Here is a 22246-nt window from a genome sequence, read left to right as displayed (position 1 = left end):
GGCCGGACACCGTCCCGACGGTGGCCGCCCGGGGTGCGACGTGCGACCGTCCCGGTGGCAGCACGACCCCGACGACGCAGGAGGCGCCCCGTGCCGATCCCCGCCCGCGAGTGGCACCTCGCCGCCCGCCCCCACGGCGAGCCGACCCCCGACGACTTCGCGCTGGTCGAGGTCGAGCACCCCGACCCGGCCGAGGGCCAGGTGGTGGTGCGGATGGTGGCCATGTCGGTGGACCCGTACATGCGCGGGCGGATGCGGCTGGGCCCCTCCTACGCCGCGCCCTGGGAGGTCGGCGAGGTGATGAAGGGCGGCGCCGTCGGCCGCGTCGTCGTGTCCCGCTCCCCCGACGTCCCCGAGGGCGCGCTGGTGCTCACCGACGCCGCGTGGCGCGACGTCGCGGTGCTCGACGCCCGGGCCGTCCGGCAGCTGCCCGCCACCGAGGACCTCCCGCTCACCTACTCCCTCGGCATCCTCGGCATGCCGGGCCTGACCGCCTACGCCGGGCTGTTCCGGGTGGCCGCCTTCCGGGAGGGCGACGCCGTCTTCGTGTCCGGCGCGGCCGGGGCGGTGGGCAGCGCGGTGGGCCAGTTCGCCCGGCTGCGCGGCGCCTCGGCGGTGATCGGCAGCGCCGGCAGCCCGGAGAAGGTGGCCTGGCTGCGCGAGATCGGCTTCACCGCCGCCTTCGACTACCACGACGGGCCGGTGCGCGACCTGCTCGCGCAGGCCGCACCCGACGGCATCGACGTCTTCTTCGACAACGTCGGCGGCGAGCACCTCGACGCCGCCCTGGGGTCGATGCACCTGCACGGCCGGACGACGATCTGCGGCGCCATCTCCTCCTACAACGCGACCGAGGCGGTGCCCGGGCCGCGGAACTTCAGCTCGCTGATGATCGCCAAGCGGCTGGCGGTCACCGGCCTGCTCGTCGGTGACCACACCGACCTGCACGGCGAGTTCACCGAGACCGTGTCCGGGTGGATCCGGTCGGGGGAGCTCGTCGTCCGGGAGACCCTCTACGAGGGGCTGGAGAACGCCGTCCCCGCCTTCCTCGACCTCCTCAAGGGGGCCAACACCGGCAAGATGGTCGTCCGCCTCGCCCCCGATCCCGACTGACCGGCGGTTGCACCTCCCCGGCGCCGGGCACACGCCCCGACCATGTGGCTGTTCCTCACCCGCCGGCTGCGGGTCTGGCTGATCGTGACCGTGCTGGTGCCGCTGGCCACCGGACTGCTGCGCCGCGTCGGGCAGGCGCTGGAGCGCCGCCGCGGGCCGAACCCGGTGAGCCGGGCACTCCTGCAGGCCGGCGACCTCGGCGACCGGGCGCGCGCCCGGCTGCGCGGCCGCCGTTGACGACCGCCGCCCGGGTCCCCGCCCTCGACCACACCCCGGCCACCGCGCGCACCCGCGCGGTGGCCGTCTTCGCGCACGGCGGCACCGTCGCCAGCGTCGAGCCGCCCCGGGAGCGCGCGCTGTCGCTGATCCGGATGCGCGCCATCCAGGAGGCGGTGTCCCGCGCAGCCTCCGGGCGCGGGGTGGACACCTACCTGGTGCGCTACCGCGTGGCCGGCTGGAACGGCGACGCCGCCGACGCGCACGCCGACGTCCGCTGGGCGCTGGACCGGGTGCGCGAGCGGCACGGCGACGTCCCGGTGGTGCTGGTCGGGCACTCGATGGGCGGGCGGGCCGTGCTGCGGGCCGGCGACGACCCCTCGGTGGTCGCGGTGTGCGGACTGGCCCCGTGGACGCCGCCGGGCGAGCCGGTCGGCCACCTGCGCGGGCGCACCGTCGTCCTCGCCCACGGCCGCGGCGACCGGTGGGTGCCGGCCCGGCTGTCGGAGGACTTCGCCGTCCGGGCGCACCGGGCCGGGGTGCGCGTCGCCCGGTTCACCCTGCCCGGCGGGCACGGGATGGTGCGCGCGGTGGGCCGGTGGCACGCGCTCGTGCGCGACGTCGTGCTGGCGGGGGCCGGGCTGGCGCCCGAGCGCCCCGACGTCCGCGCCGCCCTGGACGCGCCGCCGCCGGACGGCCTCGCCGTCACGTTGTGACCGGACCGCGGCGCGGGTAGGGGCGGCGGCGTGGAGGAGCTGCTCGCCGACGTCGTCGGCGTCCTGGTCACCGTGGTCGAGGCCTGCGGGGCCGCCGTCATCCTGATCGGGGCGGTGTGGGCGTTCGTCCGCTTCGTGTGGGTGGGCGTGCGCCGCGGCGGCTCGCACGCGTTCGTGCCGGTGCGGCTGACCCTCGGCCGGTTCCTCGCCCTGGGGCTGGAGTTCCAGCTGGCCAGCGACGTGCTGCGGACGGCGGTGGCGCCCAGCTTCCGCGAGCTCGGCCAGCTGGCCGCCGTCGCCGCGATCCGGACGGCGCTGAACTACTTCCTGTCCCGGGAGATCGCCGAGGAGCGCCGGCAGGTGGCCGAGGAGACCGGAGCACCGGCACCCGACCCGGCGTCGGCCGAGCACCGCGGGCGCGGCGTGTGACCTCGCTGGGGGCGGTACCGGGACTGCTGGCGCTGGCCGTCAGCGGGCTGGCGCTGGTCGCCGGGACGGTCGCGCTGGCCGCCACCCGCCGTCCCGCCCTCGCGCTGGCCGTCCTGCTCGACCTGCTGCTCGCTGCGGGCCTCCTGCGGCTGGCGGCGGAGCCGACCTGGACGTCGCTCGGCACCGCGGCGGCGATCGTCGCGCTGCGCCGGCTGATCGGCGCCGGCCTGCGCGCCGGGGGCCGGACGCTGGCCTCCGCCGCTCCCCGCGCCGTGCGTCAGGAGAACAGCGCGCTGTAGCCGTTGAGCGCGGGCTGGCCGCCGAGGTGGGCGTAGAGCACCGTCGCCGACGGGCCGATCTCGCGGCGGCCGACCAGGTCGAGCACCGCGGCCATCGACTTCCCCTCGTACACCGGGTCGGTGACCATCCCCTCGGTGCGGGCGGCGGTCTCCATCGCGCGGATGGTGGCCTGGTCGGGGATGCCGTAGACGCCGCCGTGGAAGCGCTCGTCGAGCTCGACGTCGTCGAGGGTGAGTTCCCGCTGCACGCCGATGGCCCGCGCGGTCCGCCGGGCGATGCGCAGCACCTGGTCGCGGGTCTCGGCGGGCTTCGCGCTGGCGTCGACGCCGAGCACCCGCCGCGGCCGGCCGCCCTGCTCCTCGAGCAGCGCGAACCCGGCGACCATCCCGGCCTGCGTCGAGCCGGTCACCGAGCAGACGACGACGGTGTCGAAGAAGACGCCGAGCTCGGCCTCCTGCTGCGCGACCTCCAGCGCCCAGTTGGCGAAGCCGTGCCCGCCGAGCGGGTGGTCGCTGGCGCCGGCCGGGATGGCGTAGGGCTTCCCGCCGCGCGCCTCGATCTCGGCGAGCGCGGCCTCCCAGCTCTCCTTGAACCCGATGCCGAACCCGGCCCTGACCAGCCGCACGTCGGCGCCGGCCAGCCGGCTGACCAGGATGTTGCCGACCTTGTCGTAGACGGCGTCGGGCCAGTCCACCCAGCTCTCCTGCACCAGCACGCAGGACAGCCCGACGTGCGCGGCGACGGCGGCCACCTGCCGGGTGTGGTTGCTCTGCACCCCGCCGATCGAGACGAGGGTGTCGCAGCCCTGAGCGAGGGCGTCGGCGACGAGGTACTCGAGCTTGCGGGTCTTGTTGCCGCCGTAGGCGATGCCGGAGTTGCAGTCCTCCCGCTTGGCCCAGACCGCGGCGCCGCCGAGGTGCGCGGTGAGCCGGTCGAGCCGGTGCACCGGCGAGGGGCCGAAGAGCAGCGGGGTGCGGGGGAAGTCAGCCAGCGTCGTCACGGGTCTCCTCCAGTTCGGACAGCAGTGCGGTCCAGATCGCGGTGGTGGTGGCGACGGCGGCGTCGACGTCGGCCACCGCGCAGGCGGCGATGAGGCGGTCGTGCAGGACGACGGACTCCCGGCCGTGCGCCGCGGCGAAGCGGGCGCGCTCCAGCCGGCGGATGGCCGGGGTGAAGCGCTCGACGGTCGCGGTCAGCGCGGTGTTGCCGGCCCGGGCGAGCAGCACGGCGTGCAGGTCGTCGTCGGCGGCGAGGGCGGCGTCGAGGTCGCCGGCGTCCACGGCGGCGGCGAACCGCCCGTTGGCCGCGCGCATCGCGGCGACGTCGCCGTCGGTCACCTGCCCGGCCGCCTCCCGGGCGGCGAGCTCGTGCATGGCCCGGACGACGACGGCGGCGTCGCGCACCTGGCCCGGCCGCAGCGGGGTGACCCGGGTGTGGCTCTGCGGCTTGGCCTCCACCAGCCCCTCGTCGACCAGCCGGGCCAGCGCGGCCCGCACCGGCGCGACCGAGAGGCCGAGGCGGTCGGCGAGCTCGGCGTCCTTCACCACGGCGCCCGGCGCGAGGTCACCGCTCACGATCGCGGCCCGGATGCGGGTGAGCGCCTGGTCGCGCAGCAGCACCCGGCCGACGGGAGCGAGAGCGGCGGCCACAACTGACATCTCAGATGTCAGACGCCGTCACGTCAACCCCCGCAGGCGGACCCACCCACCCGGACGCCGACCCGCTCACCGCGCCGGGCGGCTGCGGAGGTCGGGGACGTCGTCGTCGGCCAGTCGCGCCCACAGCAGCTCGTCGCGCCGCACGCCGTCGCCGTAGCGGTGCGAGCGGCGCAGCCGTCCCTCGAGGGTGAACCCGGCCTTCGCCGCGACCCGCCCCGACGCCGGGTTGTCGACGGCGTGCACCAGCTCGACCCGGTCGAGCAGCAGCGCGGTGAAGCCCCAGCGGACGGCGGCGTCGACGGCGCGCGCGGTCAGCCCGCGGCCCCGCACGGCGGGCACCGCCCAGTAACCGACCTCGGCGTCGCCCTGCACCAGGTCGATCGAGTGCAGCGACACCGAGCCGCACAGCCGGCCGCCGGCGGCGTCGGCGACCGCCCAGGTCGCCTGCGTCCCCTCGCTCCAGTCGGCGCGGCGGGCCACCCAGTACCGGGCGTCCTCGAGCGTGCGGACCCGTCCGGGGTTGCTCCACAGGTCCGTGGCCGGGTCGGTCAGCGCGGCCTGCACGGCCTCGGCGTCGCCCGCGCGCCAGGGCCGCAGCACGAGCGGGCCGGCGGGCACCTCGGTGGGGAGCGGCTGCACGCCGGGATCCTGCCTCAGCCGAGGTGCGGGGCCTCGTCCCCGGCCAGCCGCGCCCACACCAGCTCGTCGTGCTCGGCCCCGTCGCCGTACCGGTAGGAGCGGCGCAGCCGGCCCTCGAGGGTGAAGCCCGCCTTGGCGGCCACCCGCGCCGACGCCGCGTTCTCCGCGGCGTGGAACACCGCCACCCGGTCCACCGGCAGGGTGGCGAACGCCCACCGGACGGCGGCGTCGAGCGCCCGGGCGGCCACCCCGCGGCCCCGGGCGGCGGGTGCCGTCCAGTACCCCGCCTGCGCGTGGTTGGTGACGACGTCGACCGAGTGCAGCGTCAGCGAGCCGAGGAACGCACCGGACCCGGCGTCGGCGACCGCCCACGACACCCGGTTCGGCTGGCCGGTCAGCCGGGCGAGCAGCGCGACGGTCTCCTCCCGGGACGCCACGCCGCCGGCCCACAGCCGCACGGCCGGGTCCTGCTGGGCGGCCCACACGTCGTCGACGTCGTCGTCCCGCCAGGGGCGCAGCCGGACGGGGCCGGCCTCGACGACGGCGGGACCGGGCAGCACCCGGCCATCGTGCCTCAGCCGTCCGCGGAGCCCGGCTCGGCCATCTTCCGGTTGAGCTTGGCGGCCACGTTGCCCGGCGTGACCGCCGACAGCCGGCCCATCGCCTTGCTGGCCAGCGACCCGGCGAACACCGACGCCTCGCCGTCCATCAGCCCCTCGTAGCCCTGGCGGGCCACCTGCGCGGGGTCGTCCTTCGCGTCGGTCGCCCCCATCCGGGTGTCCGTGAGGTCGGCGCGGTCGAAGAACTCGGTGTCGGTGGGCCCGGGCAGCAGCGCGGTGACGCTCACCCCCGTGTCCGAGAGCTCCTCGCGCAGCGCGAGAGCCAGGTGCTGGACGAACGCCTTGCTCGCGCCGTACACCGCCTGGAACGGCTGCGGCGCCTGCGAGGCCACCGACGAGGTGAACAGGATCCGGCCCTCGCCGCGGGCGGCCATGTCCTGCGCCACCCGCTTGGCCAGGTGCACGGTCGAGCCGCAGTTGAGCGCCACGATGCCCAGCTCGGCGTCGAGGTCGGTGTCGGTGAAGGCCCCGCCGACGCCCACGCCGGCGTTGATCGCCGCGGCGGCCAGCGGGCGGCCGGCCCCGCGGACGGCGGCGACCAGCAGCTCCCGGTCCTCGTAGCGGGTGAGGTCGCCGCGCACCGGGGACACGTGCGCCCCCGTCGCGCGCAGCGACTCGGCGGCGGCGTCGAGCTCGTCGTCCTCGGCGGCGACGACGAGGTCGAAGCCGTGCTCGGCGAACTGCCGGGCCAGCTCCAGGCCGATGCCGCTGGAGGCACCGGTGACGAGGGCGAGGGGGCGGTCGGTGGGCAGGGTCACGGGGACTCCCGGGGGTCGCGGGTGCGGTCTGCGGACCCATGCCCGCTCCGGCGGGGTCCGACCCATCCGCGTCCGGGTAGGGGCCGGCCGTGGTCCGCCCGCCCGACGCCGCCGTCACGGTCGCGGTCGACGACGCGCTGCGGCCGCTGCTGCCCGCCCGCGACCGCGCGGCCGGCCGGCGGGTGCTCGCGGCCGACCCGGACGCGACCGTCGGGCACCTCGTGCAGGCCGCCGGGGTCCCCCTCACCGAGGTGGGCCGACTGCTCGTCGACGGCGTCCCCGTCGCCCGGGACGCGCGCCCGCGGCCCGGCGCGACGGTCGCCGTCCGTCCCGTGCCCCGCCCGCAGCCGGTGCCGCCGGGTGGCTTCCTGCTCGACGTGGGGCTCGGTGCGCTGGCCCGGCGGATGCGGCTGCTCGGCCTGGACACGGCCTGGTCGCCGGAGGCCCGCGCCGCGGACGCCGACGACGCCGAGCTGGTCGCGGCCGCCGTCGCCGAGGACCGGGTGCTGCTCACCCAGGACCGCGGGCTGCTGATGCGCCGCGCCCTGCCGGCCGGGGCGTGGGTGCGCGGCGCGGCGCCGGACGAGCATCTCGCCGACGTGCTCGACCGCTTCCGCCCCGCGCTGGCGCCGCTCACCCGGTGCCCGGCGTGCAACGGGGTGCCGGTCGCCGTCGACGCCGCCGCGGTCGCCGCCGAGCTGGAGCCGGGCACCCGGCGCACCGCGAGGGACTTCTCCCGGTGCCCGGGCTGCGGCCGGGTCTACTGGCGCGGCGCCCACGCCCGGCGCATCGACGCCCTCGTCGAGCGCGCCCGGCGACTCACCGCCGGCTGACCCAGGCCAGCCTCACCTCGGCCCACGCGGGCCACGGCCTGGCCCCACCGTGACACCCGGGGCGGGCAGAGCGAGGGCAGGAACCCCGACCCGTCCCCTGCGAGGCCCCCGTGTACCTGTCGAAGACCGAGGCCGCCGTCCTGCCGACGACGCTCGTCGGCACCCCCCGCCCGTCGCCCGCGCCGGCCGGACGGCGGCGGGTCTGGCCGCTGCTGGGTCCGGCCTTCGTCGCCGCCGTCGCCTACGTCGACCCCGGCAACTTCGCGACCAACTTCTCCGGCGGCGCCTCGTTCGGCTACACGCTGCTGTGGGTGATCGTCGCGGCCAACCTCATGGCGATGCTCATCCAGAGCCTGACCGCCAAGCTGGGCCTGGCCACCGGCCGCGACCTGGCCACCCTGTGCCGCGAGCGGCTGCCCCGGCCGGTGACCTGGGGGCTGTGGCTGCAGGCCGAGGCGGTCGCCATCGCCACCGACCTCGCCGAGATCGTCGGTGGCGCGGTGGCGCTGTACCTGCTGTTCGGGGTGCCGCTGCCGATCGGCGGGCTGATCACCGCCGTCGTCGCGTTCGTGCTGCTGGGGGCGCAGTCGCGCGGGCACCGGCCCTTCGAGCGGGTCATCACCGGGCTGCTGCTGGTCATCGGCGCCGGGTTCGCCTACACGCTCCTCGGTGCCGGGGTCGACGTCGGCGGGCTGGCCGGCGGGATGGTGCCCTCCTTCGAGGGCCCGGAGAGCCTGGTGCTGGCCACCGGCATCCTCGGCGCCACGGTCATGCCGCACGTCATCTACGTGCACTCCGCGCTCACGCCGGGCCGCTACGGCGACGTCGTGACCGCCGGCCGCACGCACGAGGGCCGGCGCCGGCTGCTGCGGGCCCAGCGCCTGGACGTGCTGCTGGCGATGGGCGTGGCCGGCCTGGTCAACGCCGCGATGCTGGTCATCGCCGCGCAGTTGTTCACCGGCAGCGCCGACGAGGTGACCTCGCTGGAGGGCGTGCACGCGGGCCTCGGCGCCCAGCTCGGCGGCGGGGCCGCGCTCGCCTTCGCCGTCGCGCTGCTGGCCAGCGGGTTCGCCTCCTCCTCGGTCGGCACGCACGCCGGGCAGGTGGTGATGGCCGGGTTCCTCAAGCGGCACGTCCCGGTGCTCGTCCGCCGGCTGGTCACGCTCACCCCGGCCCTGGCCGTGCTGGTCCTCGGCGGTGACCCCACGACCGCGCTGGTCTGGTCGCAGGTGGTGCTCAGCTTCGGCATCCCGTTCGCCCTGGTGCCGCTGCTGTGGCTGACCAGCCGCCGCGACCTCATGGGGGGCTGGGTCAACCGCCGGGTCACCACGGTGGCCGGCGCGGTGGTGGCCGCGCTGATCATCGGCCTCAACGGCCACCTGCTGCTCGGCCTCGTGCGCTGAGCGCGGCGACCGCCCGCCGGTGGTTCAGGCGGGTTCGGGCACCCCACCGGGGTCGCCGCCGGGGTCGTCGGGCGTCGGCTCGACCGGCGCGGGCGGCAGCGGCTCGGGGGCGTCCGGGAGCAGCTCGCCCGGGTCGTCGGGGACCGGCTCGGTCGGGTCGATCAGCGGCTCCGGCTCGGGGATCGGCGAGACCATCCGCCGAGTCAACCAGCGCGTCGGCTCAGGCGCGACGGGCGGCGGCCTGGTCGGCGGTGGCCCGGACGTCGTCAGCGAGCACCGGCCACAGCGCGCGGGGCAGCTCGTGGCCCATCCCCGGGTGGACGACGAGGCGCGCGCCGGGCACCGCGGCCGCCGTCGCCTCGCCGCCCTCCGGCCGGATCACCACGTCGCTGTCGCCGTGGACGACCAGCGTCGGCACCCGGACGGCGGCCAGCTCGGCGCGCAGGTCGCGGGCGACCCGCTCCGCCGCCTGCTGCCGCTTGGCGCCCGGCCCGGTGAGGCCCTGGTCGTCGCGGGCCACGGCCACCCGCAGCATCCCGAGGTGGTCCTCGCGGGAGGCGGGGTAGCCCGGGGAGCCGGTGACCTCCTGCATCGCGACCAGGAAGTCGGCCATCGCCTCGGGCGTCGCCGGCCGGCCCTGCTCCTTCGCGAGCCGCCGTGCCCTGCGCACCAGCGCCAGCGTCGTCCGGGCCCGCATCCGGCCGATCCGCGGCGCGGGCTTCGACATCACCGAGGTCAGCGAGAGCACCCGGCCGGGGTGCTCGACGGCGAGCAGCTGGGCGATCATCCCGCCCAGCGAGGCGCCGACGACGTGCGCGGACGGCCAGCCGACGGCGTCCATCACGGCGACGGCGTCGGCGGCCATGTCCGACAGCGTGTAGGCGGCCGGCACCCGCGACCACGCCCGCGCCGGCACCGGGCCGTCGAGGTGGGTGGACAGGCCGACGTCGCGGTTGTCGAACCGGACGACGCGGAAGCCACGGGCGACCAGCTCGGCGCAGAAGCCGTCGGGCCAGCCGACCATCTGCGCGCCCAGTCCCATGACCAGCAGCAGCGGCTCGCCGTCGGGCTCCCCGAGCACCTCGTAGGCGATGTCCAGGTCTCCGGAACGGGCGGTCAGGACGGGCACGACTGCCTCCTCGGTCACTGTCGGGATACAGTCGTACCACAGTTTGGGTACAGGTGTACCCGGGAGGAGGAGCGGTGCCCCGGCGGGTCGACCACGACGAGCGGCGGCGGGAGCTGACCGCCGCTCTGCTGCGCATCGCGAGCACCCGCGGGCTGCAGGCGGTGTCCATGCGCGAGGTGGCCGCGGAGGCCGGGGTGTCGCTGCGGGTGGTGCAGTACTACTTCACCGACAAGCGCACGCTCATGGCCTCGGGGATTCCCGAGCTGGCCGCGCGCCTCGACCGGCGGGTGCGCGAGCGCGCCGCCGCACACGGCACCGGGTTGCCGCCGCGCACGGTGCTCGAGGTGGTCCTCGGCGCGATCCTGCCCACGGACGACGACAGCCGCGCCGACCAGCTGGCCTGGACGGCGTACTACGCGGCCGGCCTGACCGCCCCCGCGGACGCCGTCGACGGCCGGTACGCCCCGGACGCGCTGGAGCGCTGGCTGACCGGGGTGCTGGAGCGCGCCGTCGACACCGGCGAGGTGCCGGCCGACGTCGACCCGCGGATCGAGGTGGTCGGCCTCCTGGCGCTCACCAACGGGCTGGTGAGCAGCGTGCTGGGCCAGCAGCGCACCGTCGACGACGCGCTCGCCGTCGTCCGCTACCGGCTGGACCGCCTGTTCCGCTGACGTCGCGCCTTCCCGGAGCGGGTCAGCGCACCGCGACGCCGAGCACGTGCGGGCTGGCCGGCACCCGGACGCGCGCCGGCGGGAAGTCGAAGCGCCGGACCCGCCGCACGGTGAAGCCCGCGGCCGCGATGGCGCCGACCTGGTCGGTGGCCGTGTGGCAGCCGCCCGCCAGCAGCGGCCAGACGGTGGCGTCGACCAGGCGCTGCACCCGCTGCAGCCGCCGGTCCTCGGCGACGGTGTGCTCGAGGAAGCGCAGCTCGCCGCCCGGCCGGAGCACCCGGCGCAGCTCCGCGAGCGCCCGCGCCCGGTCCCCGATGCTGCACAGCACCAGGCACAGGACGGCGGCGTCGACCGAGGCGTCCGGCAGCGGCAGCTCCTCGGCGGTGCCGGCGACCACCTCGACGCCGACGCCGGCTCCCCGAGCGGCCCGCTCCGCCGCCGCGCGCAGCCGCGGTTCGGGCTCGACCGCCACCACGCGGGTGACCGTGCGCGGGTAGTGGGCGAAGGTGAGCCCGTTGCCGCAGCCCACCTCTACAGCGGCGCCGGCCAGCCCGTCGAGGAGCTCGCGGCGCAGCTCCGCCATCCCGGCGTCCTCGAGGCGCCTGCTCACCCGCTCGTAGAGGCGGCTGAACACCGGTCGGGAGGTCGCCACGGGTGCACCGTCGCGGCACCCGGGCGGCGGCGTCAACCGGGCGGGGCCACCGCGGCCGGGACGGGGGGCCTTCCGCGGGACGCCCTCCTCCGGTGGGCTGGGCCGCAGCGCGGAGGGACCGAGGGAGGAACCGGATGAGGACCCTGCACGTCGGCCTGCGGGTCGCGGACCTGGGACGGTCGCTCGCCTTCTACACCGGCCTCGGGTACGAGGTGCTCGGCGGCGTGCCGGAGACCGAGTTCGGCAGCCTCACGATGCTGAAGCTGCCCGGTGACGAGTTCGTCAGCCTCGAGCTCGTCCACGACCCCGCCGGGGACCCGGTCACCGCGGGCGGCCTGAACCACCTCGTCGTCCAGGTCGAGGCGCTGCACGAGACGGTCGCCCGGCTCGCCGCCCGCGGGATCGAGGCCGGACCGCCGGGCTCACCCGACGGCTCCGGCGACCTGTGGACGGCCTGGCTCACCGACCCCGACGGCCGCCGCGTCGAGCTCGTGCAGTGGCCGGCCGGGCACCCCGCGGGCATGACCGCGGCCGACCTGTCGGGGCAATCCCCCGGCGGGTGAGCCGGTCAGGCGGGCCAGACGCCGGCGAAGTGGTGCACGGGCCCGTGGCCCGAGCCGATGCCCAGCGACTCCCCCGCCGCCAGCGCCCGCTGGAGGTAGTCGCGGGCCTGCTCGACCACCGGCTCCCAGTGGCCGGGTCCGCCGACGCCGCGGGCGGTGAGCGCGGCGATCGCCGACGACAGCGTGCAGCCGGTGCCGTGCGTCGCGGAAGTGGCCACCCGCGGCCGCCGGGTGAGGACGACGCCGTCGGCGGTGGCCAGCACGTCGACGCTCTCCGTCCCGCCCAGGTGCCCGCCCTTGAGCAGCACCGCCCCGGGCCCGAGCTCCAGCAGCGCCTCGGCCTGCGCGGGCAGCTCGTCGACGCTCGTCGCGGGCGGCACGCCCAGCAGGGCGGCGGCCTCGGGCACGTTCGGCGTCACCAGCTCGACCACCGGCAGCAGCTCCGACCGGACGGCGGCGACCGCGTCGTCGTCGACCAGCCGGTCGCCGCTGGTGGCGACCATGACCGGGTCGCACACCACCGGCCCGGCGACCCGGTCGGCCAGCGCGGCGGCGACCGCGCGGACGACGTCGGCGGTGCCGAGCATCCCGGTCTTGGTGGCGTGCACGGTCACGTCGGCCAGCAGCGTGCCGACCTGCTCGCCGACGAACGCCGCCGGCACCGGGTGCACGCCGGTCACGCCGCGGGTGTTCTGCGCGGTCAGCGCGGTGAGCACGGCGGTGCCGTAGACGCCGAGCGCGCTGAACGTCTTGAGGTCGGCCTGCACGCCGGCGCCCCCGCTGGGGTCGCTGCCCGCGACGGTGAGCGCGACCGGCACCCCCGCCCGCCCGGTCACCGGGCACCCCGCAGCGCGCGGGCCGCGGCGGCCGGGTCGTCGGCCGCGCAGATCGCCGACACCACGCAGATGCCGTCCACGCCGGTGACCAGGCGCGCCCGCTCGACGTCGATGCCGCCGATCGCCACCGACCGCAGCCCGCCGGCCGCCGCGCGCGCGGCCAGCGCGGCGACGCCCTCGGGGCCCAGGCCGGTGCCCGCGTCGGGCTTGGTCGGCGTCGTCCACACCGGCCCGATGCCGACGACGTCGACCGTGCCGGAGGGGAGCGCCAGCGCGACGTCGAGCTCGTCGTCGGAGCCGGTGGACAGCCCGAGCAGCCGGTCGGGGCCGATCCGCTCGCGGACCTCGGCCGCGGGCAGGTCGTCCTGGCCCACGTGCACCCCGTCGGCCCCGGCCAGCAGGGCGACCTCGACGTCGTCGTTGACGACCAGCGCCACGCCGGTGCCGGCCAGCACCTCCCCGACCGCCAGCGCCAGCGCGCACAGCTCCCGGCTCGACGCGGTCTTGTCGCGCACCTGCACCGCGGTCACCCCGCCGGCCACCGCGGCGCGGACGACGTCGGGCACGCCGCGCGGGCCGGCCAGGGCGGTGTCGGTGACCAGGTACAGCGTCGGGTCGAACGGCGGCCTCACGCGGTCACCTGCGCGGCGGAGAGGTCGGCCACCGCGTTCAGGGCGTCGAGCCACAAGGGGGCGAAGGTGCCCGGCCCGGCCGCGACGGCGGCCGCGGCCTCGGCCGCCAGCGCGACGTGCGCGTGCGCCGCGACCGCGCCGGTGAGCGGGTCGCCGGTGGCGGCCACGTAGGCGGCGACCAGCGCGCCGAGCGCGCACCCGGCGCCGGTGGTGCGGGCGAGCAGCGGCGACCCGCCGCCCACCCGGACGGTGCGGGATCCGTCGGTGACGACGTCGACCGCGCCGCTGACGGCCACCACGCCCCCGGTGCGCCCGGCCAGCGCGACGGCGGCGTCCAGCGCGTCGTCGGCGGCCGCGGTCGAGTCCACCCCGCGCCCGCCCGCGCCGGCCCCGGCCAGCGCCATCACCTCGGAGGCGTTGCCGCGCACCACCGCCGGCCGCGACCCGAGCAGCTCGCCGGCCAGCTCCGTGCGGAAGGGCAGCGCGCCGACGGCGACCGGGTCGAGCACCCACGGCGTCCCGGCGCCCGCGGCCGAGCGGGCGGCCAGCCGCATCGCCTCCGCGGTGGCCCGGGTGACGGTGCCGACGTTGACCAGCACCGCCGAGGCGACGGCGGCGAAGCCCTCGGCCTCGGCGGGCTCGTCGACCATCGCCGGGGCCGCGCCGACGGCGAGCAGGGCGTTGGCGGTGAGCGTCTGCACCACCGTGTTGGTCAGGCAGTGCACCAGCGGCGCGCTGTGGGTGAGCGCGGACCGGGCACCGGTCAGAGCAGCGGCGTCCATCGCCGTGACATCCCTTCGCCAGCATGACCTGGACAGGTTCGGCGGGTGTGTTCTCAGCCCGCCGGACGGCGGACACCCCGAGTCACTGCCCGCCGACGCTACCCCCGCCGCGCCAGGCGCCGTCGAAGAAGCCCAGCTCCAGCTCCATCGCCCGCCGGTAGGCCCGGCGGACGGCGGGGGTGCCGGCGGCCAGCCGGTCGAGCAGCGCCTCCAGGGTGGCGGCCAGCTCCGCGAAGGCCGGGTCGGCGTAGGTGTCCACCCACTCCCGGTAGGGCCCGGTCGCACGTGGAACGAGACCCTGGCCGAGGTGCGCGTAGAGCCGCATGCACGGCGTCATCGCCGCGCACGTCTCACCGACGTCGCCCAGCGCCGCCGTGGCCAGCAGGAACTCGGTGTAGGCCGACGTCGCGGGCGTCGGCTCCACGCCGGCGAGGTCGATGCCCCACCGCGCGGCGTAGCCGTCGTGCAGCCGCAGCTCGTCGCGGACGCCGGCCAGCAGGTCGGCGAAGGCCTCCAGCGTCGCGCGGTCGCGGCTGTGGGCCACCCCGAGCGCGTAGGCGCGGGCGAAGGCCTCGAGGAAGAACGCGTCCTGGGCGACGTAGCCGGCGAACCGCTCCCGCGGCAGCGTGCCGTCGGCGATCCCGGTGACGAAGGGGTGCTCCAGCGCGGCGGCGGCCAGGTCGGCGCTGCCGCCCCACAGCTCGGCGGACAGGCTCACGGCAGCGCCGTCGCCCAGAACGCCTCCTCCGCGGCGGCCACCTCGAGGAACACCGCCTCGTCCGGCGGGCCGGCGTCGTCGGCCGCCGACTCCAGCCCGGCCACGTAGGACGCGAAGCCGGGCACCGTCCAGTGCTCGACGAACTCCCGGTAGGGCTCGGCGCCGGGCAGCGCGGCCGACCAGGCGTCGAGGTAGGCCCGCTCGACCGCCCAGAGCGCGGTCAGCGCGGTCGCGGCGTCGGCCGCGTCGAGCCGGTACAGCAGGTCGCCGTAGGCGATGGTGGCCGGCAGCCGCGGCGCGGCGAGGTCGAGGCCGCGCGCGTCGGCGACCCGGGCGAACCAGTCGAGCTCCCCGACCAGCGCCACGCAGCCGCCGGCCAGCACCGCCTGCGCCGGCCGCGGCGCCCGGGCGAGCAGCCGCGCCTGGAAGCGCAGCAGGTCGGCGAGGAAGTGCGCGTCCTGCACCAGCCAGGTGTCGAAGGCCCCGGCGGGCAGCGTGCCGTCGCGGACGGCGTCGAGGAACGGAGCACGGGTGGCCCGCCGCCACGCGTCGGGGTGGCGGGTGAGCAGCTCGGCGACCGGCACGGCGGAGCACCCTACGGGGTGCGTATCGTGACCTGCGCCATGTGCGGGAGCTCGGGGCGACCGGGCTGAGAGGGCGGCTGTGCGCGCCGCCGACCGCTGGAACCTGACCGGGTAATGCCGGCGTAGGGAGCAGTCGTGAGCACCGACGTCCGGGGCACCGCCGACGCCCCCCTCACCCTCGACCAGGCACCGCCGCGCACGCTCGGGCTCGGGGCGAACCTGGGCCTGTGGGCCAACCTCGGCGTCAGCGTGCTGCTGCCGGTGGCCGCCGTCTTCGTCGTGCTGCCCGGCCGGCCGCTCGGCGTCACCGTCGCCGCGGTCGTCGTCGGCGCGGCTGTCGGCGCGACCCTGCTCGGGCTGGTGGCCGCGGCGGGCGCGCGGGAGGGCGTCCCCGGGATGGTGCTGCTGCGCGGGCTGCTCGGCCGGCGCACCTCGTGGCTGCCGACGGCGTTCAACCTCGTGCAGTGCGTCGGCTGGGCGACCTTCGAGATCGTGGTCATCGCCGAGGCCGCCTCCCGCGTGCTCGACGCGCCGCGCTGGCCGTTCGTCGTCGCCGCCGGGGTGCTGGCGACGGCGATGGCGCTGCGGCCGCTGGGCGTCGTCCGGGTGCTCTCCCGGTACGCGGTGTGGGCCGCGCTGGCCGCCGTCGGCTACCTGTTCGTCGAGGTGCTGCGCGAGCCGCTGCCGCCGCTGCAGGGCGGCGGGGCGACGTCGTTCTGGACGGCGGCCGACATCGTCATCGCGCTGCCGGTGTCCTGGCTGCCGCTGGCCGCCGACTACACCCGCCACGCGCGCAGCGCCCGGGCCGCCGGCGTCGGCTCGGCGGTCGGCTACGGCCTGGCCACCGTGGGGATGTTCGTGCTCGGCGTGCTCGCGCTGGCCGCCTACGGCAGCGCCGGGCTCGACGTCATCGACGCGCTGCTGGCCGTGCCGCTGGGCGCCGTCGCGGTGCTCGTGCTGGTGGCCGTGGAGCTCGACGAGGCCTTCGCCAACCTCTACTCCACGGCGGTCTCGGCACAGAACGTCGTCGCCCGGCTCGACCGGCGGGCGCTCGCGCTGGCCGTGGGCGCGGTCGCCACGCTGCTCGCGCTGACCGTCGACGTCGCCGCCTACGAGCCGTTCCTCTTCCTCATCGGCGCGGTGTTCGTGCCGCTGGCCGGCGTGCTGGTCGTGGCGTACTGGACCGCCCCGCGCGGGCGCTGGGACACCTCCGACACCGCCCCGGCCCGCCCGCTGCTGCTCCTGCCGTGGGCCGCGGGGTTCGCCGCCTACCAGCTCACCCTGCCGACGTCCTTCCCCGGTCCGGGCGCGGGCTGGACGGCGTGGTGGACCGCGCGGCAGGCCGACCTGGGCGTCGACCCCGCCAACGGCTGGTCGGCCTCGCTGGTCGGTCTCGGCGTCGCCGTCGCGCTCACCCTGCCGCTGGTGCTGCGGGACCGGCGCCGGTGACCGACGTCGCCGTCGCCGGGGGCGGGCTGGTCGGGCTGGCGGTCGCCTGGCGGGCCGCCCGCCGCGGGCTGTCGGTGGCCGTGGTCGACGACGCCCCGGGCACCGGCGCCTCGGCGGCCGCCGCCGGGATGCTCGCCCCGGTCACCGAGGCCGGCTACCGCGAGGAGCCGCTGCTGCGCCTGGGCCTGGCCTCGCTGCAGCGCTGGCCCTCCTTCGCCGCCGAGCTGGAGGCGGCCTCCGGGCGGCCGGTGGGGCTGCGCACGGCGGGCACGCTGGTGGTCGGCTTCGACGACGACGACGTCCGCGAGCTCGCCGCGCTGCACGCCTTCCAGCTCGAGCTCGGGCTGGCCGCCGAGCGGCTGACCCCGCGGGCCGCCCGGCGCCGTGAGCCCTCGCTCACCCCGCGGGTGCGCGGCGGCCTGCTCGTCTCCGGCGACCACTCCGTCGACGGCCGCGCGGTGCACGCCGCGCTGCTGGCCGCCGCCGAGGCCGAGGGCGTGCGGCTGGTGCGCGACCGGGTGGCCGGGCTCGCCGTCGACGGCGGCCGCGCGACCGGGCTGCGGCTGGCCGGCGGGACGACGCTGGGCGCCGGGCAGGTCGTGCTGGCGCTGGGCGCCCGCAGCGGGCAGCTGCCCGGCGTCCCGCCGCTGCCGGTGCGGCCGGTCAAGGGGCAGGTGCTGCGGCTGGCCGGCGCGGACGGGCTGCTCGAGGGCACCGTGCGGGCGCTGGTGCGCGGCCGGCAGGTCTACCTGGTGCCCTACGGCGGCGACCGGCTCGTCGTGGGGGCCACCGTCGAGGACCGCGGCTTCGACCCCACCGTCACCGCCGGCGGCGTGCACGACCTGCTGCACGACGCCATCGACGTCGTCCCCGGCATCACCGAGCTGGAGCTGGTCGAGACGCTGGCCCGCTGGCGCCCGGGGACGCCGGACAACGCCCCGCTGCTCGGGCCGGCCTCGCTGCCCGGGCTGGTGCTGGCCACCGGCCACCACCGCAACGGCGTGCTGCTCACTCCCGTCACCGCCGACGCCGTCGCCGGCCTGCTCGCCGACGGCGCGCTGCCGGAGGTGGCCGCCCCCTTCACCGCCGACCGCTTCCGGAGGGACTGACCCGTGCAGGTGACCGTCAACGGCGAGACGGCCGAGCTGGCCGACGGCGCCACCGTCGCCGACCTGGTGGCCCACCGGGCGCCCGGCCACGACCGGGTGGCCGTCGCGCGCAACGGCGACGTCGTCCCGCGCAGCAGCTGGGCGGCGACCGCGCTGACCCCCGGCGACGCCCTCGAGGTGCTCGCCCCCACCGCAGGAGGCTGAGTGAAGGACCCCCGTGCCCCCGACCACTCGCAGGCTCGCGGCGGGCCCCTGCACGCGGGCCGAGAGGACCGGACTGAAGGCCTCACCCAGGACCTGGCGCCCGCACTCGCGCGGGAGGAGGCCGGTGACCCGTTCGTCCTCGGCGGGGAGACGTTCACCTCCCGGCTGCTGCTGGGCACCGGCGGCGTACCCAGTCTCGAGGCGCTGGAGGCCGCCGTCCACGCCTCGGGCACCCAGTTGGTGACCGTGGCGCTGCGCCGCGTGGAGGCGTCGGCCGCCGGCTCGGTGATGCAGGTCCTCGACCGGGCCGGCGTCCGGCTGCTGCCCAACACCGCCGGCTGCCACACCGCGCGGGAGGCGGTGCGCACCGCGCGGCTGGCCCGCGAGGCGTTCGGCACCGACTGGGTCAAGCTCGAGGTGATCGGCGACGAGCGCACCCTGCTGCCCGACGCGGTGGAGCTGCTGGACGCCGCCGAGGAGCTGGTGGCCGAGGGGTTCACCGTGCTCGCCTACACCACCGACGACCCGGTCCTCGGCCGCCGGCTGGCCGACGCCGGCTGCGCCGCGGTGATGCCGCTGGGCTCCCCGATCGGCAGCGGGCTGGGCATCCGCAACCCGCACAACGTGGCGCTGCTGCGGGAGGCCGTCGACGTGCCGGTGGTGCTCGACGCCGGCATCGGCACCGCCTCGGACGCGGCCCTGGCCATGGAGCTCGGCTGCGACGCGGTGCTGCTGGCCTCCGCGGTCACCCGCGCCCGCGACCCCGAGCGGATGGCGCTGGCCATGCGGCAGGCGGTGGAGGGCGGCCGGCTGGCGCGGCTGGCTGGCCGCATCCCGCGGCGGTGGCACGCGGAGGCCTCGACGTCGTTCGAGGGCCTGCCCGCGCTGTGACCCTCCCCCGCCTGCTCGTCGTCACCGACCGCACGCAGGCGGCCGGCCCGCTGCCCGAGGTGGTCGCCGCCGCGGTGGACGCCGGGGCCCGGGCGGTGTGGCTGCGCGACCGCGACCTGCCCCTCGCCGAGCGCCGGGCGGTGGCCGCCGACCTGCGCGCCGTGCTCGACCCGGTGGGCGGGCTGCTGGTGTGGGGCGGCGCGGCCGGGGCGCCGGAGGGCACCGCGGTGCACCTGACCGCCGCCGACCCGTTCCCCGCCGCGCGGCCGCCGCTCGTGGGCAGGTCCTGCCACTCGGCCGCCGAGCTGGCGCGGGCCGCCGGCGAGGGCTGCGACTGGGTGACGCTGTCGCCGTTCGCGCCGACCGCGTCCAAGCCCGGCTACGGCCCGGCGCTGGGCACCGGCGGGCTGGCCGCGCTCGCCCCGGGCGCCCCGCCGGTGCTGGCGCTGGGCGGGGTGCGACCCGGTGACGTGCCGGGCTGCCTCGCAGCCGGGGCGTCCGGGGTGGCGGTGATGGGGCCGGCGATGCGCGACCCCGCCGTCGTCGCGGCGTACTGCGCCGCCCTCGCCGCCTGTGACACCGGTCCCACCCGGGTTTGAGCGGCCCCCCGGCGAGCCATACGCAGGTGTTCGACGTGCAGCCCCGGGACGAGGGCTCGAGGCGAGGAGACACCGGGTGGGACGGGGAGTGGCCGGTGCGGGCTGGCCCTCGGCGTCCCCGCCCCCGGCGTGGGACGGGCTGCAGTGGCGGCTCTCCGACGTCACCGAGCTGCCCCGCGTGCGGGAGGAGCTGCGGCGGCACACCGCGGCCCAGGGCCCGGTGGAGCTGCGCGACCGGTTGCTGCTCGTCCTCGACGAGATGGCCTCCAACGCGCTGCGCCACGGCGGCGGCCGCGTGGAGGCCTGCGTCCGGCGCACCGGCGACGCGTTCCTCGTGGCGGTCTCCGACGGCGACCCGCGGACGCCGCCGACGCCGGCCGTCGACCGCGACCCCAGCGAGGGCGGCCTCGGCCTGCACCTGATCGCCGAGCTGTCGACCGCGCACGGCTGGTACGTCGAGGGCGACGCCAAGACCGTCTGGGCGGTCCTCCCCCGCAGGTGAGGTGCTGGAACGGCCTCCCTGCAGGGGCCCGCCGCGAGCGTGCGAGCGGTGGGGGGCAGGGAGGTCCTTCTATTGGGCGTGCAGGCGGATGGCGACCAGGGCGACGTCGTCCTGGAGGCCCTCGGGGCGCAGCCGGGTGACCAGCGCGTCGCACAGCCGCTCCAGCGGCAGGTCCGCGAGCTGCGCCAGCGCCGTCCGCAGCAGCTCGATGCCCTCGTCGAGCAGCAGGTCGCGACCCTCGACCAGCCCGTCGGTGTAGAGCAGCAGCGTCGAGCCGCGGGCGACCTCCACCGCCGAGGACGACCGCCGCGCGCCGGGGTCGACGCCGAGCATCAGCTCCCCGCGCTCGGTGCCGAGCGTGCGCACCTCCCCCGAGGGCGTGAGCAGCAGCGGCGGCGGGTGGCCGGCGTTCGACCAGCGCAGCGTGGTGCGGCCGGCGGCGCGCTGCTCCGGCGTCTGCTCCACCCGGGCCACCACCGCGGTGGCCATCGAGTGCAGGCCGAGCCCGTCGACGGCGGCGTCGAGCTCGGTCAGCACCGCGTCGGGCGGGTGGTCGCCGCGGTGGGCGATCCCGCGCAGCATCCCGCGCAGCTGGCCCATCGTGGCGGCGGCCTCGGTGTCGTGGCCGACGACGTCGCCGATGACCAGGACCGTGGCGCCGTCGGGCTGCAGGAACGCGTCGTACCAGTCGCCGCCGACCTGGGCCGCCTGCACGGCCGGCTGGTAGCGGACGACGATCTCGGCGTGGTCGGGCTGCGGCGGCGCGGTCAGCATGCTGCGCTGCAGCGCCTCGGCCAGCCGGCGCTGCTGGTCGAACAGCCGGGCGTTGTCCAGCCCGAGCGCCACGCGGTCGGCGACCTCCCGGGCGGCGCGGACGTCCTCGGCGTCGGCGGCCGGGCGGTCGCTGCCGCGGTAGACGCTCAGCGCGCCCAGCGTCCGCCCGCGGGCGAGCAGCGGCAGCGTCACCGCCGAGCGCGGCGCCAGCACGTCGAAGACGTCGCGCACCTCGCCCTCGGGCAGCGTCGGCCGCACGACCGCCTGCACGTCGTCGACGGTGAGCAGCCGGCCGGACTCCAGCGCCTGCAGCACGGGGGCGTCGGGCGCGACCGAGGCCAGCCGCAGGCCGGCGTAGGTGGCGGTGGTCGTCCGCAGCGCCGGGTCCCGGTGCCACGAGGCGACGTCGCGCATCCGGCCGTCCACGGCGTCGGAGAGGGTGAGGACCACCCAGTCGCCGAGCACCGGGACCACCGCCCGGGCGACCCGCTGCAGCGCCCGCTCCTCGGCGGTGGACGAGCCGAGGGCGGTCGACATGAGCGCGCTGACCTCGGCCACCAGGGCCAGCCGCGCGGCGCTGTCCCGGGCCTGCTGCTCGGCGGCCCGCCGCTCGGTGACGTCGAGGAAGTACACCGACAGCCCGTCGGGGCCCGGCCACGCGCGCACCTCGTACCAGGCGTCCAGCGGCGGCGGGTAGTGCGCCTCGAAGACCCGCTCCTCCCCGGCCTCCGCCGCGGCGCGGTAGTGGGTCTCGAAGTCGCTGCCGACGGCGGCCGGGAACAGCTCCCAGATGACCCCGCCGAGCAGCTCCTCGCGGGAGCGGTGCAGCACCCGCTCGGCCTCGGCGTTGACGTAGGTGAACCGCCACCGGCGGTCGAGGGCGAAGAACGCCGACCGCATGGTCTCCAGCACCCGCGAGACGCGTGCCTCGCCCTCGCGGACCCGGGTGGTGTCGATACCGGCCCCGAGCAGCCGCACGGCGACGCCGGAGGCGTCGGTGAGCGCGCGCCCGCGGCCCTCGATCCAGCGGATCTCGCCCGAGGGCAGTACCGCGCGGAACTCCGCGGCGTAGTCGCCGCAGGTGTCGATGGCGCCCTGCAGCGCCTGCAGGGTGCGCTCGCGGTCGTCGGGGTGCAGCCGGGCGGCGAAGGCGTCGATCGTCTCGCCGAACTCGCCCTCCTCGAAGCCGAAGAGCGCGAGCAGCTGCTCGTCCCACGTCAGCCGGCCGGTGACCAGGTCCCAGTCGAAGCTGCCGATGCCGGCCGCGTCGATGGCCAGCTCGAAGCGCAGCCGGCTGACCTCGGGGTCGTCGGACAGCGGGGACAGCGGGCGGGGCGGCGCTCCGCCCGGGGACCCCGGACGCTGCTCGGGCAGGGTCACAGGGGCGGTTCCATTCGGTGCGGTCGGCGGGCGGTCCGCCGTCCTTTCTCTCACGTCGGGGCGCGCCCCTCCAACCGGTGTGGGCG

Annotated in this window: 29 protein-coding genes and 2 riboswitches; of the genes, 15 read left to right on the top strand and 14 right to left on the bottom strand. The window is 77.5% G+C overall.

Annotated elements, in window-relative coordinates; all coding sequences use genetic code 11:
• Window positions 1-90: 90 nt before the first annotated feature.
• Genes BLQ97_RS20735 through BLQ97_RS20715 form a run of 5 tightly spaced genes read left to right on the top strand, consistent with a single transcriptional unit; the run spans window position 91 to window position 2773 of the window.
• Entirely contained in the window at window positions 91-1113 is a 1023-nt protein-coding gene (locus tag BLQ97_RS20735) for an NADP-dependent oxidoreductase (RefSeq protein ID WP_091368414.1), read from the top strand.
• 42 nt (window positions 1114-1155) lie between these two features.
• Window positions 1156-1350 carry a hypothetical protein gene (locus BLQ97_RS20730; protein ID WP_091113316.1) on the top strand — a complete coding sequence of 65 codons (195 nt, stop codon included), beginning with the start codon at window positions 1156-1158 and terminating at the stop codon, window positions 1348-1350.
• Complete coding sequence (locus BLQ97_RS20725) at window positions 1347-2045, top strand: alpha/beta fold hydrolase (protein ID WP_091368411.1); 699 nt, start codon at window positions 1347-1349, stop codon at window positions 2043-2045. Before BLQ97_RS20730 ends, BLQ97_RS20725 begins: the two co-directional genes overlap by 4 nt.
• Before the next feature lie 30 nt (window positions 2046-2075).
• Window positions 2076-2474, top strand: a complete 399-nt coding sequence (locus BLQ97_RS20720) for a DUF1622 domain-containing protein (protein WP_091368410.1) — start codon at window positions 2076-2078, stop codon at window positions 2472-2474.
• On the top strand, window positions 2471-2773 hold the full coding sequence (locus tag BLQ97_RS20715; RefSeq protein ID WP_217637297.1) for a DUF1622 domain-containing protein: 303 nt from the start codon (window positions 2471-2473) through the stop codon (window positions 2771-2773). The genes BLQ97_RS20720 and BLQ97_RS20715 overlap by 4 nt, the downstream gene beginning before the upstream one ends.
• Here the strand turns inward: BLQ97_RS20715 and BLQ97_RS20710 are convergent.
• From BLQ97_RS20710 to BLQ97_RS20690, 5 genes are all read right to left on the bottom strand, one after another.
• A complete protein-coding gene (locus tag BLQ97_RS20710; protein WP_091368408.1) occupies window positions 2752-3774 on the bottom strand; it encodes a 1-aminocyclopropane-1-carboxylate deaminase in 1023 nt (340 codons plus the stop codon). The genes BLQ97_RS20715 and BLQ97_RS20710 overlap by 22 nt on opposite strands.
• On the bottom strand, window positions 3758-4423 hold the full coding sequence (locus BLQ97_RS20705; protein ID WP_245692559.1) for a GntR family transcriptional regulator: 666 nt from the start codon (window positions 4421-4423) through the stop codon (window positions 3758-3760). The genes BLQ97_RS20710 and BLQ97_RS20705 overlap by 17 nt, the downstream gene beginning before the upstream one ends.
• A 75-nt stretch (window positions 4424-4498) precedes the next feature.
• Window positions 4499-5071: a GNAT family N-acetyltransferase gene (locus BLQ97_RS20700; protein ID WP_175471849.1), complete on the bottom strand. Its 573-nt coding sequence runs from the start codon at window positions 5069-5071 to the stop codon at window positions 4499-4501.
• Between the two features lie 14 nt (window positions 5072-5085).
• Window positions 5086-5631 (bottom strand): GNAT family N-acetyltransferase, encoded by a 546-nt coding sequence (locus BLQ97_RS20695; RefSeq protein ID WP_245692557.1) that lies wholly within the window; start codon window positions 5629-5631, stop codon window positions 5086-5088.
• A gap of 14 nt (window positions 5632-5645) precedes the next feature.
• Window positions 5646-6449 carry an SDR family NAD(P)-dependent oxidoreductase gene (locus BLQ97_RS20690; RefSeq protein WP_091368404.1) on the bottom strand — a complete coding sequence of 268 codons (804 nt, stop codon included), beginning with the start codon at window positions 6447-6449 and terminating at the stop codon, window positions 5646-5648.
• 89 nt (window positions 6450-6538) lie between these two features.
• Here BLQ97_RS20690 and BLQ97_RS20685 point away from each other — a divergent pair, with 89 nt between their 5' ends.
• Window positions 6539-7282 (top strand): Mut7-C RNAse domain-containing protein, encoded by a 744-nt coding sequence (locus BLQ97_RS20685; RefSeq protein WP_091368402.1) that lies wholly within the window; start codon window positions 6539-6541, stop codon window positions 7280-7282.
• Between the two features lie 110 nt (window positions 7283-7392).
• Complete coding sequence (locus tag BLQ97_RS20680) at window positions 7393-8685, top strand: Nramp family divalent metal transporter (RefSeq protein ID WP_175471847.1); 1293 nt, start codon at window positions 7393-7395, stop codon at window positions 8683-8685.
• Window positions 8686-8709: 24 nt separating this feature from the next.
• Here the strand turns inward: BLQ97_RS20680 and BLQ97_RS23510 are convergent, their stop codons facing one another.
• Together BLQ97_RS23510 and BLQ97_RS20675 are read right to left on the bottom strand one after the other, a co-directional pair.
• On the bottom strand, window positions 8710-8880 hold the full coding sequence (locus tag BLQ97_RS23510) for a hypothetical protein (protein ID WP_175471846.1): 171 nt from the start codon (window positions 8878-8880) through the stop codon (window positions 8710-8712).
• A gap of 25 nt (window positions 8881-8905) precedes the next feature.
• Window positions 8906-9814, bottom strand: a complete 909-nt coding sequence (locus tag BLQ97_RS20675; protein ID WP_217637296.1) for an alpha/beta fold hydrolase — start codon at window positions 9812-9814, stop codon at window positions 8906-8908.
• 74 nt (window positions 9815-9888) lie between these two features.
• Here BLQ97_RS20675 and BLQ97_RS20670 point away from each other — a divergent pair, with 74 nt between their 5' ends.
• Window positions 9889-10485 carry a TetR/AcrR family transcriptional regulator gene (locus BLQ97_RS20670; protein WP_091368400.1) on the top strand — a complete coding sequence of 199 codons (597 nt, stop codon included), beginning with the start codon at window positions 9889-9891 and terminating at the stop codon, window positions 10483-10485.
• Between the two features lie 22 nt (window positions 10486-10507).
• Here BLQ97_RS20670 and BLQ97_RS20665 read toward each other — a convergent pair whose 3' ends face one another.
• Window positions 10508-11137: a class I SAM-dependent methyltransferase gene (locus BLQ97_RS20665; RefSeq protein ID WP_091368397.1), complete on the bottom strand. Its 630-nt coding sequence runs from the start codon at window positions 11135-11137 to the stop codon at window positions 10508-10510.
• A gap of 134 nt (window positions 11138-11271) precedes the next feature.
• Between BLQ97_RS20665 and BLQ97_RS20660 the strand changes: the two genes are divergently transcribed.
• Window positions 11272-11700, top strand: coding sequence for a VOC family protein (locus BLQ97_RS20660; protein WP_091368396.1), 429 nt, complete (start codon window positions 11272-11274; stop codon window positions 11698-11700).
• Window positions 11701-11705: 5 nt separating this feature from the next.
• Here BLQ97_RS20660 and thiD read toward each other — a convergent pair whose 3' ends face one another.
• The 5 genes from thiD to BLQ97_RS20635 all read right to left on the bottom strand — a co-directional run bounded on the left by thiD (window position 11706) and on the right by BLQ97_RS20635 (window position 15252).
• A complete protein-coding gene (gene thiD, locus BLQ97_RS20655; RefSeq protein ID WP_091368393.1) occupies window positions 11706-12536 on the bottom strand; it encodes a bifunctional hydroxymethylpyrimidine kinase/phosphomethylpyrimidine kinase in 831 nt (276 codons plus the stop codon).
• Complete coding sequence (gene thiE, locus BLQ97_RS20650; RefSeq protein ID WP_091368390.1) at window positions 12533-13168, bottom strand: thiamine phosphate synthase; 636 nt, start codon at window positions 13166-13168, stop codon at window positions 12533-12535. Before thiE ends, thiD begins: the two co-directional genes overlap by 4 nt.
• Entirely contained in the window at window positions 13165-13950 is a 786-nt protein-coding gene (thiM, locus tag BLQ97_RS20645) for a hydroxyethylthiazole kinase (RefSeq protein WP_091368388.1), read from the bottom strand. The genes thiE and thiM overlap by 4 nt, the downstream gene beginning before the upstream one ends.
• Window positions 13944-14040, bottom strand: a riboswitch (TPP riboswitch). Its footprint overlaps the gene before it by 7 nt.
• A complete protein-coding gene (locus tag BLQ97_RS20640; RefSeq protein WP_091368386.1) occupies window positions 14033-14668 on the bottom strand; it encodes a TenA family protein in 636 nt (211 codons plus the stop codon). It overlaps the preceding riboswitch by 8 nt.
• Window positions 14665-15252: a TenA family protein gene (locus tag BLQ97_RS20635; protein WP_091368384.1), complete on the bottom strand. Its 588-nt coding sequence runs from the start codon at window positions 15250-15252 to the stop codon at window positions 14665-14667. Before BLQ97_RS20635 ends, BLQ97_RS20640 begins: the two co-directional genes overlap by 4 nt.
• 33 nt (window positions 15253-15285) lie before the next feature.
• Window positions 15286-15398: riboswitch (TPP riboswitch) on the top strand.
• On the opposite strand from BLQ97_RS20635, the gene BLQ97_RS20630 reads away from it, so the two are divergent.
• The 6 genes from BLQ97_RS20630 (at window position 15388) to BLQ97_RS20605 (ending at window position 20006) form a co-directional block, all read left to right on the top strand.
• A complete protein-coding gene (locus BLQ97_RS20630; RefSeq protein WP_091368382.1) occupies window positions 15388-16701 on the top strand; it encodes a purine-cytosine permease family protein in 1314 nt (437 codons plus the stop codon). It overlaps the preceding riboswitch by 11 nt.
• Complete coding sequence (thiO, locus tag BLQ97_RS20625; RefSeq protein ID WP_091368380.1) at window positions 16698-17810, top strand: glycine oxidase ThiO; 1113 nt, start codon at window positions 16698-16700, stop codon at window positions 17808-17810. Before BLQ97_RS20630 ends, thiO begins: the two co-directional genes overlap by 4 nt.
• 3 nt (window positions 17811-17813) lie before the next feature.
• The gene (gene thiS, locus BLQ97_RS20620; protein ID WP_091368377.1) at window positions 17814-18014 is read left to right on the top strand and encodes a sulfur carrier protein ThiS; all 201 of its coding nucleotides are present in this window, start codon (window positions 17814-17816) and stop codon (window positions 18012-18014) included.
• Window positions 18015-18905 carry a thiazole synthase gene (locus BLQ97_RS20615; protein WP_281181455.1) on the top strand — a complete coding sequence of 297 codons (891 nt, stop codon included), beginning with the start codon at window positions 18015-18017 and terminating at the stop codon, window positions 18903-18905.
• Entirely contained in the window at window positions 18902-19504 is a 603-nt protein-coding gene (locus BLQ97_RS20610) for a thiamine phosphate synthase (protein ID WP_091368375.1), read from the top strand. Before BLQ97_RS20615 ends, BLQ97_RS20610 begins: the two co-directional genes overlap by 4 nt.
• Window positions 19505-19580: 76 nt before the next feature.
• Complete coding sequence (locus tag BLQ97_RS20605; protein ID WP_091368373.1) at window positions 19581-20006, top strand: ATP-binding protein; 426 nt, start codon at window positions 19581-19583, stop codon at window positions 20004-20006.
• 69 nt (window positions 20007-20075) lie between these two features.
• Here BLQ97_RS20605 and BLQ97_RS20600 read toward each other — a convergent pair whose 3' ends face one another.
• Window positions 20076-22160 carry a SpoIIE family protein phosphatase gene (locus BLQ97_RS20600; RefSeq protein WP_245692555.1) on the bottom strand — a complete coding sequence of 695 codons (2085 nt, stop codon included), beginning with the start codon at window positions 22158-22160 and terminating at the stop codon, window positions 20076-20078.
• Window positions 22161-22246 lie beyond the last annotated feature (86 nt).

The sequence above is a fragment of the Geodermatophilus telluris genome (assembly GCF_900102745.1).
In the GTDB taxonomy this organism is placed as follows: domain Bacteria; phylum Actinomycetota; class Actinomycetes; order Mycobacteriales; family Geodermatophilaceae; genus Geodermatophilus; species Geodermatophilus telluris.
The sequence above is the reverse complement of the archived record's forward strand: the minus strand, read 5'-3'. Positions and strand labels throughout refer to the sequence as shown.

Bases quoted from the DNA above. Each gene is read 5' to 3' on its own strand.
- BLQ97_RS20730 (WP_091113316.1), top strand. From the start codon at position 1,156: ATGTGGCTGTTCCTCACCCGCCGGCTGCGGGTCTGGCTGATCGTGACC.
- BLQ97_RS23510 (WP_175471846.1), bottom strand. From the start codon at position 8,880: ATGGTCTCGCCGATCCCCGAGCCGGAGCCGCTGATCGACCCGACCGAG.
- BLQ97_RS20660 (WP_091368396.1), top strand. From the start codon at position 11,272: ATGAGGACCCTGCACGTCGGCCTGCGGGTCGCGGACCTGGGACGGTCG.
- thiM (WP_091368388.1), bottom strand. From the start codon at position 13,950: ATGGACGCCGCTGCTCTGACCGGTGCCCGGTCCGCGCTCACCCACAGC.